This window comes from Mucilaginibacter sediminis, from assembly GCF_051903035.1.
Lineage (GTDB): Bacteria > Bacteroidota > Bacteroidia > Sphingobacteriales > Sphingobacteriaceae > Mucilaginibacter.
The window spans coordinates 7,355,458-7,371,902 of sequence record NZ_CP170602.1 but is presented as its reverse complement, the minus strand read 5'-3'; the positions used below and the strand labels follow the sequence as shown (position 1 = coordinate 7,371,902).

At 38.7% G+C, this 16,445-nt stretch carries 14 protein-coding genes; all 14 read right to left on the bottom strand.

Features of this window, described 5'->3' with window-relative positions:
* Positions 1-44 precede the first annotated feature (44 nt).
* Complete coding sequence (locus ACFGVS_RS30720; RefSeq protein WP_090652485.1) at positions 45-1,520, bottom strand: PAS domain-containing protein; 1,476 nt, start codon at positions 1,518-1,520, stop codon at positions 45-47.
* 151 nt (positions 1,521-1,671) lie between these two features.
* A complete protein-coding gene (locus ACFGVS_RS30715; protein WP_439696894.1) occupies positions 1,672-3,627 on the bottom strand; it encodes a polysaccharide biosynthesis protein in 1,956 nt (651 codons plus the stop codon).
* 26 nt (positions 3,628-3,653) lie between these two features.
* The gene (locus tag ACFGVS_RS30710; protein WP_439696893.1) at positions 3,654-4,691 is read right to left on the bottom strand and encodes a GNAT family N-acetyltransferase; all 1,038 of its coding nucleotides are present in this window, start codon (positions 4,689-4,691) and stop codon (positions 3,654-3,656) included.
* Positions 4,692-4,717: 26 nt separating this feature from the next.
* Positions 4,718-5,224 (bottom strand): GNAT family N-acetyltransferase, encoded by a 507-nt coding sequence (locus tag ACFGVS_RS30705; protein WP_439696892.1) that lies wholly within the window; start codon positions 5,222-5,224, stop codon positions 4,718-4,720.
* On the bottom strand, positions 5,221-6,192 hold the full coding sequence (locus ACFGVS_RS30700) for a hypothetical protein (protein WP_090652489.1): 972 nt from the start codon (positions 6,190-6,192) through the stop codon (positions 5,221-5,223). The genes ACFGVS_RS30705 and ACFGVS_RS30700 overlap by 4 nt, the downstream gene beginning before the upstream one ends.
* A gap of 31 nt (positions 6,193-6,223) precedes the next feature.
* Entirely contained in the window at positions 6,224-7,027 is an 804-nt protein-coding gene (locus tag ACFGVS_RS30695; RefSeq protein ID WP_439696891.1) for a phytanoyl-CoA dioxygenase family protein, read from the bottom strand.
* Between the two features lie 16 nt (positions 7,028-7,043).
* Positions 7,044-8,198, bottom strand: coding sequence for a glycosyltransferase family 4 protein (locus ACFGVS_RS30690; RefSeq protein WP_439696890.1), 1,155 nt, complete (start codon positions 8,196-8,198; stop codon positions 7,044-7,046).
* 179 nt (positions 8,199-8,377) lie between these two features.
* Positions 8,378-9,811: a pectate lyase family protein gene (locus ACFGVS_RS30685; protein WP_439696889.1), complete on the bottom strand. Its 1,434-nt coding sequence runs from the start codon at positions 9,809-9,811 to the stop codon at positions 8,378-8,380.
* 205 nt (positions 9,812-10,016) lie between these two features.
* Positions 10,017-11,099 carry an NAD-dependent epimerase gene (locus tag ACFGVS_RS30680; RefSeq protein ID WP_439696888.1) on the bottom strand — a complete coding sequence of 361 codons (1,083 nt, stop codon included), beginning with the start codon at positions 11,097-11,099 and terminating at the stop codon, positions 10,017-10,019.
* A 233-nt stretch (positions 11,100-11,332) separates the two neighbouring features.
* The gene (locus ACFGVS_RS30675; protein ID WP_439696887.1) at positions 11,333-11,809 is read right to left on the bottom strand and encodes a hypothetical protein; all 477 of its coding nucleotides are present in this window, start codon (positions 11,807-11,809) and stop codon (positions 11,333-11,335) included.
* A 41-nt stretch (positions 11,810-11,850) separates the two neighbouring features.
* Complete coding sequence (locus ACFGVS_RS30670) at positions 11,851-12,924, bottom strand: glycosyltransferase (protein ID WP_090652495.1); 1,074 nt, start codon at positions 12,922-12,924, stop codon at positions 11,851-11,853.
* 2 nt (positions 12,925-12,926) lie between these two features.
* On the bottom strand, positions 12,927-13,835 hold the full coding sequence (locus ACFGVS_RS30665) for a glucosamine inositolphosphorylceramide transferase family protein (protein WP_439696886.1): 909 nt from the start codon (positions 13,833-13,835) through the stop codon (positions 12,927-12,929).
* Positions 13,832-14,563, bottom strand: a complete 732-nt coding sequence (locus tag ACFGVS_RS30660; protein ID WP_090652497.1) for a hypothetical protein — start codon at positions 14,561-14,563, stop codon at positions 13,832-13,834. The genes ACFGVS_RS30665 and ACFGVS_RS30660 overlap by 4 nt, the downstream gene beginning before the upstream one ends.
* Before the next feature lie 15 nt (positions 14,564-14,578).
* On the bottom strand, positions 14,579-16,420 hold the full coding sequence (gene asnB, locus ACFGVS_RS30655) for an asparagine synthase (glutamine-hydrolyzing) (protein ID WP_439696885.1): 1,842 nt from the start codon (positions 16,418-16,420) through the stop codon (positions 14,579-14,581).
* Positions 16,421-16,445 lie beyond the last annotated feature (25 nt).

The window sequence follows — 16,445 nt, the reverse complement described above, 5'->3', positions numbered from 1 at the left end:
TAAAAAAATGTTATGCCAGCTTTGGGGAAATTGGCGGCATTATTTTAGAAAGTTATATCTATAAGAATACCCGATAGTTTCTCGCATTTGCCATCTTTAAACTCCGGATAACCGGCTACTTTCACCTTCAGCAGGTGTCCTTTGGCCGTAATCATTTCAAAATCGCCGCCAAAAGGTTTTGCGTTTAACATGGCATTTTTTAAACCGATGGCTGCCCTGTCACGATTCTCGCCCTCTTTATAAAAGCTAATGGCAGTTTCAAGATCGGGCGTAAAATCAGCCGGTACCTCAAGCATTTCCTTTAATACCTTGCTCCAAACAGTTGTATTATCTTTAAAATTCCGGCTCCAGGCGCCTATACGCGCTATCTTCTGTGTTTTATTAAGTATTTCTAAAACTTCTTTATTTTCATTGATGCTAAGCCTAAAAGGCACGTAGTTTTGCGTCATAATCATAAACCCGCCTACTTCCTTTGAATCATCATACCAGGGTCTGATATCCCAGTGCATCCATGATAAGGTTCCATCCTTTTTTTCGACGATGCCATCATCAAAATAAATCTCGCCCTTGAGGCAGGTGGGTAGCAGGTCTTGAAATTGTGACGGAAACTCAGGCAATAGCTCATATAAATTACATCCGGTAATATCTTTATCTTGCAAATCATAATCTTCAATCCATTTCAATGATGCAGCTATAAAATGCATATCTATATCAAACATGGCAATGGCTATTGGCTCTTGCTCGATAAAAGCCTTGTAATTTATAACCTGGGGGCCTGCGGAATGATGATTTGAAGATTTATCTTTTAAATATTTTTGGTAACATTTTGAAAAATTAGAAGGGTTTGAAAAATTTAATAAAGATGCCATTTGCGATTTATTGTACCTTTTTTCGGCAATGTAGCGCTCGGCAAACTCCATTTGAAGCATGCGATAGTATGAAAAAATAGTATCGTTGTATTTTTCTTTAAAATCCCGTTTCAGCTTTGATTCGGATATAAAATGTTTTTTTGCAAGCGCAGCTATACTCGGAAACCCCGTAAAAATCCAGGATCTCAGGGTTTGAATAACCTCATCAAGATTATGATCGGTTGGATTCAGAAAGGCCTTTTTCTGCGGTAAATGTTCGTTATCAACTATCTTCTTTTCCATTGGGTTTAGTATTACAACCTGTACAAAAAAGCCATCAACCTGCCCTTCTACAAAATTTGGTGTATAAGTGGCACGTGTATTCATCATTTGCCCGCTACGATCCTGCAAAAACCGTTCAAAAACCTGCACATGTCCGTTTAAAGCGCCGTCTATATACTTTAAGTTATTTTGATATAGTGATTGTCCCAGTAACTCCCACAAATACATTTTATTTATCATTGCATCTGGTTCAATACCAAACCAGTTTCTGTAAGCATCATTTGCAAACCGGCAGATAAGGTTTTTATCCCAATACCCAAGCATCGCATCGCTGTGCTTTAATATCCCGGTGATAATTTCAATTAGAGACAGTTTAACTAAAAGCGGCATTTGTGCAAGAATATAAATGTAGCAATTTTCATAAACCCATTAATTCATGAAAAAAAATCAGGTTATCAAAAGTGCAAATAACAAATTAAGTTATTGTCTTAAAGAGATATAAAAGTTGTAAAAATATGATACATGTCATTTTTTTGGGGCTTTAGCACCGTATGCTCACTGGTATCCGGGCATCCAATTTTTCATATCGCGAATTATTGCTAATAAAGTCGGGCAGAATATTTTTCATTTTGGCTACCATTAAATCAATATCCCTGCATAAATTAAGTTCAAGTAGTTCATTTACAACCTTATTAACATCAGCGTATTTTACAGGGATGGTTTTTGAAATTTTTATATCCTTGTTGTAAGTGGGTATAACTTCCTCTTCAATGTTTAGCAGTTCCTCGTAAAGCTTCTCGCCGGGCCTTAGGCCGGTATAAACAATTTTTATGTCTTCGCCAGGCACCATTCCCACTAATTTTATCATGTTGGCAGCCAGATCGGCAATTTTAACAGGCAGTCCCATATCAAATAAAAATATTTCGCCACCATTGCCCATTATCGCGGCTTCAATTACAAGTTGCACAGCTTCGGGTATAGTCATAAAATACCGCGTAATTTCGGGATGGGTTACGGTAACCGGTCCCCCTTTTTCAATTTGTGCTTTGAACCGTGGTATTACCGATCCGTTTGACCCCATTACGTTGCCAAAACGCGTCGTAATAAATTTAGTTTGATTTAGCACTCCATTACATAAATCGCTACAAAAAAAACGGTTGTCAAATGTTTTGCTGTTTAACGATTGAATATACATTTCGGCAATGCGTTTTGAAGCACCCATAACATTAGTTGGCCTTACTGCCTTATCTGTCGATATCATCACAAACTTTTCTACACCAAACAAGACCGATATATCGGCTAAGTTCTTAGTACCTCCTATATTTGTCAGCACCGCTTCTGTGGGATTATTTTCCATCATGGGCACATGCTTGTAAGCCGCCGCGTGGAAAACAATTTGCGGCCTGTACAATTCAAACAAGCTTTTAATACGGGTTTCGTTTTGGATATTGGCAATAAAAATACGCGCTTTGTCGGCATGTATTCCCTCTTCAATCTCTAATTGAATTTCGTGCAATGGGGTTTCGGCCTGGTCGCACAACACCACAAATTCGGGTTCATATCCTAAAATTTGCCTTACCAGTTCAGATCCTATTGAACCTGCTGCGCCTGTTACTAAAACTCTTTTACCCTGTATATCATCAAAAATATGCTTACACGAGAGTTTAATGGGCTTACGTTCAAGCAAATCTTCAATTTTCAGATCCTTAAACTGCTTTAAATTAGGTTGGCCGTTTATCCATTCATTTGATGGCGGAACTGTAATTACCTTGATACCTAATTCAACACACTTTGCTATTGCCGTTCTTTTACCTTCGGTTTGTATATCTTCAGACGTTATGAACATTTTTTTGATACCGTATTTATTCTTCAACCTGGTAATAGCTGTAATAGGATAAACCCGCTTTTGCTCAAGGCACTTATAAACTTTGTCGTCGCCTGTGTCGATAAAGCCCTGAACATTTATCATAAACCCCCGCTGGCCTTCCAAAGTATTCTTTATCAGGATAGAAGATGTACCCGAACCATATATCAAAACATTTTCTTTTTCTATTTTATACCCGGGTTCATCAAAGTATTTAAAAACGTCTTTGATAACAATACGCATGCCCATCAGCAGCGATGAGGAGATAAAAAAATTGATAAACAAAACATCCCCTAAGCCTTGCAAATTTATGTTAAGATATGTTGCGAACACCAAATGATAAATTATCACGAAGGCAACAGTGCTTACAAAAACAGCTGTAAGAATGCGCAGCATGTCGCGGGTGTTTGAATGCCTTATAATATGCGTGTGTACCCGCATTACTAAAAAGATAAACACGGCGTTACTGCAATAAAATGCTATATAGTAAAGGTTGTTCTGTTCCAGATCGAGTTTACCTTTTACCGAAAACGACAAGCATAAGGATATGAGGACAATACCAAGATCGGTTAATAGTATTAGCCACCTTGAATGAAATTTGTCCTGAAACAATAAATTCCTGAGGTATATCATAGCAGTTAGTTGTTTAGGTAAAAAAATTATGCGTAGCGATAGAGTGGGAAAAAATCTATTTCCGGGTTATTGTTAATTCCTTTTTGAGCAAGTAAATTTTGATAAACGGCAGGGTTTGCAATATAACGCCAGGTGTTAAATTCAAAATGTAATTTCGAAAATGCGGCTTTCCATTCAAAAAGTTTATCGTGTTTGTAGCCAAGGCCACCACCCAAATTATAATATCTCATCCCCTCGCGCCTGCCAATGAGCGTAATTTCGTCAACCAGAAACTTTGTGGGGCTTTCGTGCAGATATTCGGCCCGCGTGCCAACCAAATGAGCCTGTATAATATCGTTGGTAAAAGTTATAATGGTGCTTGACATAACAGTGGCACCGTCATAAACCATTAGCACCCGTGCATCATATTCATTTGTATTGCATATGTTGTTAAAATATTGATCATTGAATAAATAAGAATCGGCTGCTCCTACCCTTTTCATGCTCTCCCTATAAATACCGGCAAAAATCTCCAGGGCCTTTGGGCCCTTTTCTTCTACTACCCTGAACCCCTTTTTCCAGGCATGTTTAATGGCATCCATAGTGCTTTGCCGGTAATCCTCACGCTGGTCGTCAATGCTTTTAAACAAATCAATCACTACCGTTTTGCCATTTGAATGTACCCCTCCAAATTTATCAAGCAGCTTTTGCTGCTTGTAAAAGGGATGCATTCGAATAAATAGCGAAATGTAATTGCTGCCGGAAAGAAAGGAAATAAATGCACCCCTAAAATTCTCAATAAAGCTGTCCTCAAGGTTTTCCATCTTTTTGTTCGAAACCGGGCCCGAGAATCCATAAACACAAGTAAGGTCAAAAAAATCCGTTCCAGGTATATTACGTTCAATTAACGGGAATACGATATAGTCATCGCCCTGCTGGTATACAAACAAAAGCGGCCGGGATTTACTTTCAAGTGAATTTTCGATAGTGTGATAATGCCAGGTATGATAAAAATCATATTCGGCCGCCCCCCGAATGTAGTTTGTCCACTCTTCCTTATTAAGAATGGTTAGTACTTTTGTCATAATTGGTATGGTCCTATTGTTGTATGTTAATTCTTACAGTTTTGTGCAGCTATGAACTTACTTTTGGTAATATTCATACAAATAAGGTCATCTTGTTTACCCTTAATTTCAAAGCCAGCCTTTTCATATACTGTTATGGCCGATATATTTGAGGGGTGAACCTTAAGATAGATAAGGTCCAGTTCTTTTATCAGGAAGCCATAATTTAGAATTTTCATAGTGGCCTGGTAACCAACACCCTTACCCCAGTAAAGCCTGTTGCCGATAAAAAGATGCAGTTCGGCATCATGAGCGGTTAAATCTAACAACTGAACGTTACCTATATAGGTATTAAGTTCTTTAACGCAAATTGCAAATCGTGCCTGATTTTCTTTAAGTAATTCGCCCTGCAGCCAGGCGGTTTCAATCACTGCAGTAATGTAATTAACTGGTTTGTAGCCTGTGTAAATCCAAATTAACGGATCGTTGCGCCAGGCGTAAGAAACCAGTGCATCTTCTACAACCAATGGCCGTATGTATATTGATATTGTCATAAAAAAACGCGTAAGGTGTTTAACATATAATACATATCCTGCAAATTATAGCGCTGATCTATTGGTAACGGAACCAAGCAGCGGGCAAGGTAATTTTCATACATACTTTTTTTAGTCCATTTAAAAACGTTTGGCCAATAAGTAGCTACGTATATTTTTTTTTGAATTAAATGCACCTTCAAGTATTTGTCGTTACACAAAAATGGGTAAACCATGGGCGCGCAATCCTCGGGGACTTCAAATTTCAACAAATTATACTCATGCAGGTGCTTATGTAAAAAATGAAAATTCCGCTCTCTTATCTTCGCACAGGCATCATAATCAATACCCGAAAGTATTTTTTTAGTAACCGCAGACATTGATCTTATCTCGTTGTTTTCCAAATCCTTATTACTTTCTTTAAAAGCTTCATAACCTTCCTCTATTCCACAATCAATACTTTTAATAAGGTAGGAAAACCGGTGAATGGATTTATCTATGGGTAGTTTCTTTGCCAGCTTTCTTTTAATTTGCAAATATGCCCCGTCCGAAACACCAAAAAATTTGCGGCACGAATAGAAGGTATCTATTTTGGGCAACGGCTCCGAGAAAAAAGCCTGTGAGTTATCAATTATCAGGTTACTAATTTTGTAGCTTAATGCTGTAACAGTCTCTTGTTTTAACCCGAAGTAGTTGGTGTACAAAAAACAAGCATCATGTTCGATATCGAAATTAATTATCGGATCAAGATTTTTGTCAATTGAATAAAATTGGTATCTGATGCCCAGTTTATCGATGGGCTCAAGTAAAACATCGCACGTAAAATATGGGATATATATTTTAGTATATCCTTTTTGCCTTAAAATATACTCAAGGGCATTCCGTCCGGTGTTTAAATGAATCAGGTTTGGATAAAATTCATTTCCCACAGGCAATTCCAGCTCTAAATATCCACCGATGGATTTTAAAGCGGCTCTATTATTTTGCATAGCCGTAAATTAGTTGCGATTTAAAGGCTGTTTAGCCCTGATCCCGTTGATACATTCTTAGGTGCGAGGGCTGATAGTACTCTTCCAGACTTTCGGGTACCCGGGCATTATAACCTATTACCTGGCGTAAGCCGGGATTAAGCTGCGCAACAAAGTCGTAACCTAATAATCTTGGGTAATCCATTTGCTGTTTAAAACACGGGCGGGTAAACCCTAAAGTTAATGCCCGGCGTACATCATTTGTAGTATTTTCGCCGGCTGCATGCCAAATGTTTGAATCAAACAATATTATACTACCCTTGGGTACAATAGCTCTGTCTGCAGTGTCAAAAAAATAATTTTCGTTAGGCTGCAACGCCGATTTGTGCGAACCTGAAAGAAAATGCGTAGCGCCATTAGCTTCAGTAAAATCATCCAGTGTAACAATCATTTGTAGCAACAACTTGGCATCAGATACAAAAGTTCGCGTATCGCGATGCATGTTGCTCAGGTAAGGGTGCGCATGTTTGGAGTGTATCACTGCGTTAATACCGTTTAATATGTATTTGCCCCCTAAAAATTGTGCTATTTCATCATCACAATACATTTTTTGAAGAAAAGGAATACTAAAATTATTTCTCTCTAACAAGTGATGCAGTGTACCCTGCATGTTGGCACTTATATTATTTTTTTCCTGGATAGCTCTTCTAACTTTGTATGCTACTTCAAGGTCGGCATTTATTACGTCCAAAAAAAAGTTATCAATCGCATTTTCATACACTACCCAACCATATTGGCGCATAGATTCCGGAAAAGTGCTAAGTTCCTTCTCGCTATACTTAAATCTATTTTTCATATCTGTTTAATCCGTTTTATGTTAATGATCTTGTTTTTAGCTGCATAATTTCCATCATGCAAGCATTAATAAGTTTCACATCAAATTTTTCTTTAGCCAGCGCCAATCCATTTAATCCATGTTCAACAATATCTCCGGGATGCTGAATATAATGTTGAATTTTAAAGATCAGCTCGGCAACATTTTTAACAGGCACCAAAAAACCATTTGAAGCAGCGCCAGAGATGACAGTTTCGCGGCAGCCAACAGAATCGCAGGTGATAATTGCCCGCCCGGTAGCCATAGCTTCCAGCAAACAACGTGGGATACCCTCGCCGTAATAGGACGGAAGAACAACAACAGAGGCTTCTGAAATATAAGGCCTTACGTCATCAACTTCCCCAATATATTCTACGGTATCGCCATATTGAATTTTGAATAGAAGGTCGGCGTTAATTGAATCAATATTTTTATCAGACGAGCCTATAAGCTTGAATTTCACTTCGGGATACGCCAAACGGGTGATTCGGGCCGCTTCATAATATTCATAAATGCCCTTAGCATTTATAAGCCGCGAAATCATCAGGAAACTAATGGCACTGGTATCCGGCAATGAGCGCCGGTAATGGCTCAAATCAACCCCTGAACCGTTAACTACAAAAGCCCGGTGTTTAGGTGTTAATATTTTCTTGCTGATTAGTGTTTGATAGTCGTCCTTATTTTGAAAAATGATTCTTAATGACGGACTTGCCCTTAGGCTAAATTTGAGCATTTGTTGCGCCATGCGACTCACCAGCGACTTTTGGCTGCCAGGCACAAAACTATACCCAAGCCCTGATAGCATTGGCGTTATTAGTTTTACATGGTTTAGTTTTGCCGCTAAAGTACCATAAACAACAGGTTTTAGCGTATAGGGGAAAAAAATATCGGGCCGCACGCGTTTAATGAGTTTATAAAGCGCGATGGCATATTTTACATCTTCGATGATAGCAACGGTACTGCCTTTTAACTTATTCTCGTGAATAATCACGTTAAGCACATTAAGTTTTTTGCGCATTGCCGGCGGTAACGTCGGCGTAAAAACATATACCTGATGTTGTTTAGCTAAATCTTCGATGAGTTTTCCTCTAAAATCGATTAATGATTTAGCCGAATCGCAGGCTATCAGTATTTTTTGCCTGGTAACTATCATAAAAATGGTGTGATGGGGTTTAGATTGGATATTAGTGTTAACTTTTTAAAGCCAACTTTTTAGGTACTGAGTAAAACTTTAATACATATGACTTAATTGGTAGTACAGAAAAACTATTAATAAAGCCCGGACTACTTTTTAGTAGCCCGGACTTTTTATAATTAGGTTAACAAAAAATATTAATTAGATAGTATTGCGCCGGCCCCATTTTGAACTATGGCAGGCACATTTGCTGCCACATCAAGCACCGAACTGTAAGTGTATTCAGGTATCCAGGTAGATAGTGGTGTTGTTATATCGTTTGCACCACAATTTGAATAAATATTAGTGCTTACCCCGCTAAAGTATCCCGGAGGGTCGCCGGCAAGGTTGGTACTTATTGGTTTATGGCAGCCTGAGAAATATTCGTTATCTGTACGGATAATTCCGTTAGCCCTTGCACCCAAACTATAGCTACTGTTATTCAAGTGATAGTTATTGAATACATGCACACGGCCATAGTTCATATCAGGCTCCCGTTCGCTAACATTATACCAAAAATTGTGGTGCAGCGTAACATGCAAATGACCAATATCTGATTCATGCCCGGCAATACCACCACTTATCAGGAGCGACAAATTTGTATCGTGAAACCGGCTCCAGGAAACTGTAACAAAATCTGAGGCCCTTGTTATCGCTATGTCTTTCCCCCAATAATCCCAGCCGTGGTTACGATCGGTAGAAAAATCGCAATGATCAACCCAAACATGCGTAGTTGAAAACTTGATCATCAAAGCGGCATCTGTTACATAATTTTTAAAGGTTATATTTTGAACAATTATATTGTTAACTGTAAACATGTACAGTGATATACCTGTTATTTTTGCTCCTGGCTGACCGATAATTGATTTGTTGGATGACACATACACCGGATCATCACCCGAGCCTGCAATTGTACCACTTACGTATACTATTTTAGGAGCACTGCCCGATAGTGCTGTTTTTAAAGCCGCCAGTGTTGATACTGTTACGGTGGTACCTCCGGCGCCTCCTGTTGTTGTGCCGTTATACATTGCATAACCCATTAATGCCGATGTTACGCCTGTTTTAGTTGCCGAACCAGTGGTAGTAGTGGTTGTTGTTGTTGGGGTAGTAATAGTTGTTGTTGTGCCACTTGCAGATCCGTCAAAAGTGTAAGTGTACTTACGCCCATTTGTTGCCGGGTTTGTATTATCAGACGCCGAGAAATATAAACTGGTGCCCCAATGGCTAAAACGCCCTTTACCAAGGTTACGTATATCGTCATGTAACGAGTGCGCGGGACTTAATTCAACCCCATTTTCGAACAATCTTAGTGTTGATACCGTAGGTGCCGTATTTGAATCGCCGGAGCTACTTAACGGGTAAGTAGTTTTATAGGCATACCCACCATCCGACTTAATACCGGTTAAATCTACGGTATAACTTGTCCCTGTAGTTGTTGTAGCAAATGAAGCCGAACTTGTTGCGAACTGGCCTTGCGACAAATTATCAGGAGTATCCTGCGTTCGTTTACAACTGCCAAAAAAAATAATTGTACTTAGTACCAAGCTGAATACAGCCACTTTGTTGAAGAGTTTTTGTGTTTTTTTCATGCGTTTTTAATTTTGGCTTTTCAAACGAGACTGTGTTTGAAAAATTACGATTAAAAATTTTCCGCGATGAATAGACTGGGTTAATTAAAAGTACAAAAAGGGGGTTTATTACAACCTGAGGCTATAAAAAAGTGTGAAATTTAATTGTAAAGAAAGTGTATAAATTGCACACTTCGTGACATTAATATGACAAAATTGTTTTTTTTCAGGACAATATCTCTGACCGGGCACCAATTTCAACTTCGTAAAACTGTTTATACCAGGAAATAAAACGGGCCACTCCTACCGAAACGGAAACCTGAGGCTTATATTTTAAAACTTCATCCAAATTGGAAACATCGGCACAGGTTTCGCCTACATCGCCGTCTTGCATGGGCTTTAGTATCTTTACCGCCTTAATACCAACCTGGTTTTCAATCTCACTTACAAAATCAAGCAGCTTAACAGGCGCCCCCCGGCCTATGTTGAAAACCCTGAATGGAGCTGCTGATGTGGCAGGATCGGGATGGCAGGCATCCCAGGTAGGATTTGCTTTGGCCGGCCCATCAACTACATGGGCTATACCTTCAACAATATCATCAATGTAAGTAAAATCACGTTTCATATTACCATTGTTAAAAACCTCAATTGGTTCGCCTGCCAATATAGCCTTTGTAAAAATAAATAACGCCATATCGGGCCTTCCCCACGGACCATAAACTGTAAAAAAACGCAATCCGGTTGTTTTTAAACCAAACAAATGGCTATAGGTATGTGCCATCATTTCATTTGCTTTTTTTGATGCAGCATATAACGACACCGGGTGATCGGCAATGTCATGTTCACTGAACGGCATATTTTTGTTCAACCCGTAAACGCTTGACGAGCTTGCATAAACCAGGTGCCCTATTTTAAAATGCCGGCAACATTCCAGGATGTTAAGAAACCCTTTAATATTTGAATCGATATAAACTTCGGGGTTTGTTAAACTATAACGAACGCCTGCCTGCGCGGCAAGGTTGCATACAGTATCAAATTCGCCAACTTTAAAGACGTCCTCCAATAGCTCGCGATCCATCAAATCTGCTTTTATAAACGTGTAGTTTGGATGTTTTATGCTTTTAATCGGTTTGCCATACTCAATGTTTGCTGTATAAATACCGGTATTTTCAAGCCGGGCATATTTAAGCTTTACATCGTAATAATCGTTTAAATTATCTACACCAACCACGGTGTCCCCTCTTTCGAGCATTTTTTGGGCCAAATGATAGCCAATAAAACCAGCTGTACCGGTAATTAAAATTTTCATGAGTATGAGTTTAAGTTTTGGAAGAATGCTTGCTGTTGAACCAGGTGCCTGGCAGATTTTATGGACGTTAGGCTTTCCGACCAGAGTCGATTCAGGTCCTGATTTTATTGGATTTTATTGTAGTTGCTATAATAAAACCCAATAAAATATAATATGAAGAAGATGCTTGGTGTTGCGATCACGAAATGCTTTTTTGCATTTGCAAATACCGTATAGTATAAAATATTGCCAGCTTATTTCACCTTATAGCTATATTTTCTGCCGTTATTGAGTGGGCTGGTGTTATCTGAAGTTGAGAAATATAGTTCATCGCCCCAGTGACTAAACTGTCCGAGCCCATACACCCTAATAGACTTGTGGTTAGAATGTGCAGGAGATAATTCGACACCATTTTCAAAAAGGCGCAATGTTGAAGTGTTTGGTTTGTCATTTGAATCGCCGATAACCGGAAGGTGATATCCAATTTTATAGCAATACCCCGAGTCGGATCTCAAACCTATTAAACTTATTGGTATTAAAGCAGCTGTATCCGTTACCGTATTCGAGGTATCTTTAACGTATATGATAGAGTCGTGTACTAACCTTACCGTATCATGTAAGACAGATGATGGTGATAAAGCTGCTTTTTTGCAGCCGCCAAATAATGTATTACCTATTGCCAGCGCAAACAGGACTAATACTTTCAAAAAAGGTTTGATTTGTGGTTTCATGATCGTTTAATTAAGATGAATATTTGTTACTTTAAAGAAATCTATTTTATAAGGGACGTCATTATGGAATGGATAAAAACCTGTGGGCTTCTGCCATCTAAATAATGCTGATTTTGCTCCTGGTAATGAGCTGTTGAATTCAATGCTGTTCTGATTGCATTTGTGAGTTCGCTTTCGCTGTTTATATCGGCCTTAAAAACACCCTCTATATCCTCAATCCCGCCGGCACATTTGGTGCATACAACTTTGGGATTCAGGCTCATCATTTGCAGCAAAACGTTAGGAAAACCTTCTTTGATAGATGACACAACACACGCCCTGGAAAGTTTAAAATATGGCATTGGGTTTTCAACCCACCCCTTCAAAATTACGCGCCCGCTCAATTGGTATTGGGCAATTAATTTTTCGAGAAGGCTCCTTTGAGGGCCATCGCCAAAAATCAGCAATTTCAAGCCGGGGAATTCTGCCTTCAATATATTGAAAGCAGCTATTAATATTAAAAAGCCTTTTTCGGGAATCAATCGCCCGGCCGCACAAATAAATTCAGTTTCGGCATCTGCGTCATTTAATGCAGCCTTTGCATTAACAATATTTTGCTTTATATCAAGCGGATTTGGCTGTACTATTAGCGATTCGGGAATAACAAACGAAACATTTTTTATAAAATCACAGCGCATTTGTTTTGTTTGGCAAACAACCAAATCAACAGCAGGGTATCCTAAACGATAAGATAGTTGATAACTCCACTTTTTAAGGCCGCTGAACCGTGTAAAAACAGAAGTGCACTCTCTTACAATTACTTTTGATTTTAAAAATCCTATACGCTTCAACAAACCCAGATAAGCATTTAAATAAGGGTGTGTGCTAACAATTACATGACCTGTTCTGAATGCTTTTAATGCCTTTATAACACCCAGAAAGCCAATAATTAGGCTGTTTTTTGTAACGTACGTAACGTTTAATCCGAAAGGAATTTTAAGGCCTCCTTTAGCTACTTTTTTTAAAAATATAAGGGGGGCTTTACTGGTTGCTGCGCACATTAGCAAAATATTTTCTGCCCCGTTTGCCTGGTCAGACATGGACACAAAAACTAACTTGTATGTATTGGGTTCCATTGTCAAAATTTGAGGTTCCTTATTTTTCCGATAATTTTTTTTAACGGTCCCAGGGCACTGAATACTTTTCGTTTTCCATCAATAACCATTAAGCCGCCCGCAAAATTTATAGTATGCAACCCCTTATCATATGGCGGCTGCGGCAGTAATTCAAACGCTGTTTGATATTGAAATTCTGTTTCGCTTATATTGGTTATTTCATTTATCATTACCGACCCGCCATAACATTTTTCGGGGTTTTGAGTGGGCATGTAGAGTCTTTGGTCAACTATAAACAACCTGCCGGCTGATCGGTTAACATTAAAAGCAACATTTATTGGGTTTAGGCTATGTGGTTTAAAAGGAGCATCCAGGCCATCGGCATGAAAAATATAAAGTTTTCCGGGCTTACGGGACATACTGCTAAACAGCCAGTATTTATTTTTGAAATAAACTATTGAACTATCAACAAAAGCCTCCCCCTCTAACAATAATCTTATTTTTTTAAACCTGCAGGGGTCTTTTTCGTCAATCTGGTATAAAGCAACTTGCCTGGCCGTTGCCGTTTCAGGGATGCAATAAAGTTGATTCTGAACTGTAAACAAGTAAGGATATGACAAATGTATAGCATCGTTAACGATGCCTTTGACCTTTTTTTTGCTTTTAAAAAGCATATCGTCCGTCATCATGATTTCGCCCTTGCCTTTCCAAAAATTCAGCTCTTCATAATAAAGATGTGTTTTACTGTTTACCTGTATTACAAAAGGATCTGCCGCATAATCAACAGTATCCTCAGTAAGCCAGTTAACATCCCCATTGAGTTTTTGCGTAAGAATCAAATTTTCTGGAGTTTGGCGTAGATAACCAATATTCCACCTATCGTATAAAAATATTTTATCCAAAAATTTGCTTATCGTTTCGGTTATTTTCATACCCTTACTATTTTTTTTATAAATGAGTAAACAACAACCAATATTGGTAAGTAGTCGTTTTCAAGAACCAGGGTGCCTCCAAAGCTGTCTTTGAATTGATTAATCTTAGCGAGCGACTCATCCGAAGTTTGATAAGCGTAGCCGCCGAGATCGTAGCTCTCAAAACCTTGCTGTTTAAAAAAACACATGTCTTTAAAGTGTAATAGCCTGTTGGCGCGGCCGATAACCGCTCTTGATTGCTTGTCTGATTCGTTTCTGAAAAGCGACGCAGAGTGTAACAGCCGTACCCTTTTCAATGTATTATCGCGTAGGTAGGCGTGCATTACAACATCCTGTCCATTATAAATTGCTTTTGTAATTACCAGGGACGATTGATATTTATAAAAATCTTTTGTTAGTTTTTTAAGCTGTTTTGTTTCGGCAAAGGAATTATAGAATTCTATGAAACGCCTTAAACCTGTTTCCATCACGGTAATAACGCCATCTTTAATGGCACGTCTTATTTCGTATGTTGTATTCTGTTCAAAGCCAGCTTCAAAAGTTTCTTTTGAAACCCTTAGATCAATTATTTTGGTATAAAATGATTCTTTTAAATATCCCGGGATAAAGCCGCTATATGAACTTTGTTTATAAGAGCTACACAAACAATTCCAAAAGTTGGGCTTGTGGGCAAACCATATTACGTTGTACGGTATAACCCTAATTAAGGAACTTTTAACTTGTACCATGAAAATATATCTTTTTTAAACCGGTTGATATTTAAAAGACTTGGAGGCTGTTTGGCTTTTTAACCATTGCGTAAAAACTAACAACTTCCATATCTGTGGAAACCGATTCCACTTGCCATCCATGTGTTGATTGACCATTGCCAATGCCTTTGGAGCGTTAACCCCCGGAATATTTTTGAGCTCGTTTAACGTGAGGTGATCCATTACATAATCTTTTAGCTCGTTTCTAAACCACCACTGTAGTGGTACAGTAAAACCTGACTTTGATCTGTTAAAAAATTCGGGGGGGACATGTTGATATAAAATATCCTTTAAAATCCTTTTTTGATGTCCGTACTTAAACTTATAGTCATCGGGCAGATTTTGCGCGAAAGTAACTACCCTATGATCCATTAATGGGGCGCGCGCTTCAATTGCAAACGCCATTGACGCACGATCTACTTTTGTATTGATATCGCCATTCAAATAGGTCTTAGTGTCGAAAGCCGACATTTGTTGCAAAATGCTAAGAGATTTCATTGACCAGATATCCATAAATGGCACTTCCAATCCCTTTTCAGGGTGGTCAAGCCAGGAATATTCTAAGCCACCGAGCATCAAACCATATAATGAGCTAATTTTTGAACTACAAAGCCCCAAGGCAATCAATTGGTGACGATAGTTTGGCGATAAACTTATAACCCGGGCTAACTGCTTTCGCACCGAAAGCGGGCAGCTAAATAAATGGTTAACCATATTAAACCACTTATACCGGCTATACCCCATAAAGCTTTCGTCGCCCCCATCTCCGCTTAAAGCAACGGTAACGTATTTTTTAGTGTATTTGCTCAACAATAACGTTGGTATTGCACTTGAATCTGCAAATGGTTCATCGTAATATTCGCCAAAGTTTTTAATTAACTCAATACCTTCCCCACTGCTGCATTCAATTTCATGATGGTCTGTTTGTAAATAATTGGCAATTTTTTTTGCGAATATGCTCTCGTCAAACCCCTTTTCGTTAAATTTTATGCAAAAGGTTTTTACTTGTTTGTTATGCTGTACCGCAAGTGCCGTTATTAATGAAGAATCTATTCCTCCGGAAAGAAAAACACCAACATTAACATCTGCCTGCATCCTGATGTCTACTGCACTGGTTAAAAGACTCTTGAGCGAGGACCTGGCATCAAAATAGGAACCTTCATATTTGTTTACAAAATTGAGATCAAGATCCCAATATTTATTCATCTTAAACGTACCAGTACCTGTTGTGAAAGTAAAAGAATGTCCTGCTTCAAGCTTCTTTATCTGTTTCCATGCCGATTTGGGTTCCGGCACATAGCCCCATATCAGATACTCCTTAACTGCCTCTTCATCCAGGCGGGTATTTCTGCCTATGCAAATTTGCGACGGCTGGCTTCCAAATTCAAAATCAAGGCCTCTGTGTGTATAATAAAAGGGTTTTTTACCCAAACGGTCCCTTGCTCCAAACAACTTACCAGAAAGCGTATCGTAAATTACGAAGGCAAACATGCCAATAAACTGATAAACACAACGCTCACTGTACTCAAGATAGGCAGCGGCCAGTACCTCGGTATCCGAATTGGTAAAAAACTGGTGGCCTAAATTTTGTAGCTTTACTTTTAAATCCTTGTAATTATATATTTCGCCATTAAATACAACTTTAATATGCCTGTAGCTAAAGGGCTGGTTTGACCTGTGGTCCAAATCTACAATTGCGAGACGGTTATGGCCTAAAACAACCGGGCCAACACGTTCAAAAGCAGAGTAATCCGGACCGCGAAAACCCACCCTTTGTAGTTTGGCAACAATTACCTCGTCTGGGTATTGGGTAGTTGCCCCATAAATTCCACACATATATAAATGATTAGGTTATAAGGTA

Coding starts and splice junctions, on each gene's coding strand:
- ACFGVS_RS30720 (WP_090652485.1), bottom strand. CDS start 1,520: ATGCCGCTTTTAGTTAAACTGTCTCTAATTGAAATTATCACCGGGATA.
- ACFGVS_RS30715 (WP_439696894.1), bottom strand. CDS start 3,627: ATGATATACCTCAGGAATTTATTGTTTCAGGACAAATTTCATTCAAGG.
- ACFGVS_RS30710 (WP_439696893.1), bottom strand. CDS start 4,691: ATGACAAAAGTACTAACCATTCTTAATAAGGAAGAGTGGACAAACTAC.
- ACFGVS_RS30705 (WP_439696892.1), bottom strand. CDS start 5,224: ATGACAATATCAATATACATACGGCCATTGGTTGTAGAAGATGCACTG.
- ACFGVS_RS30700 (WP_090652489.1), bottom strand. CDS start 6,192: ATGCAAAATAATAGAGCCGCTTTAAAATCCATCGGTGGATATTTAGAG.
- ACFGVS_RS30695 (WP_439696891.1), bottom strand. CDS start 7,027: ATGAAAAATAGATTTAAGTATAGCGAGAAGGAACTTAGCACTTTTCCG.
- ACFGVS_RS30690 (WP_439696890.1), bottom strand. CDS start 8,198: ATGATAGTTACCAGGCAAAAAATACTGATAGCCTGCGATTCGGCTAAA.
- ACFGVS_RS30685 (WP_439696889.1), bottom strand. CDS start 9,811: ATGAAAAAAACACAAAAACTCTTCAACAAAGTGGCTGTATTCAGCTTG.
- ACFGVS_RS30680 (WP_439696888.1), bottom strand. CDS start 11,099: ATGAAAATTTTAATTACCGGTACAGCTGGTTTTATTGGCTATCATTTG.
- ACFGVS_RS30675 (WP_439696887.1), bottom strand. CDS start 11,809: ATGAAACCACAAATCAAACCTTTTTTGAAAGTATTAGTCCTGTTTGCG.
- ACFGVS_RS30670 (WP_090652495.1), bottom strand. CDS start 12,924: ATGGAACCCAATACATACAAGTTAGTTTTTGTGTCCATGTCTGACCAG.
- ACFGVS_RS30665 (WP_439696886.1), bottom strand. CDS start 13,835: ATGAAAATAACCGAAACGATAAGCAAATTTTTGGATAAAATATTTTTA.
- ACFGVS_RS30660 (WP_090652497.1), bottom strand. CDS start 14,563: ATGGTACAAGTTAAAAGTTCCTTAATTAGGGTTATACCGTACAACGTA.
- asnB (WP_439696885.1), bottom strand. CDS start 16,420: ATGTGTGGAATTTATGGGGCAACTACCCAATACCCAGACGAGGTAATT.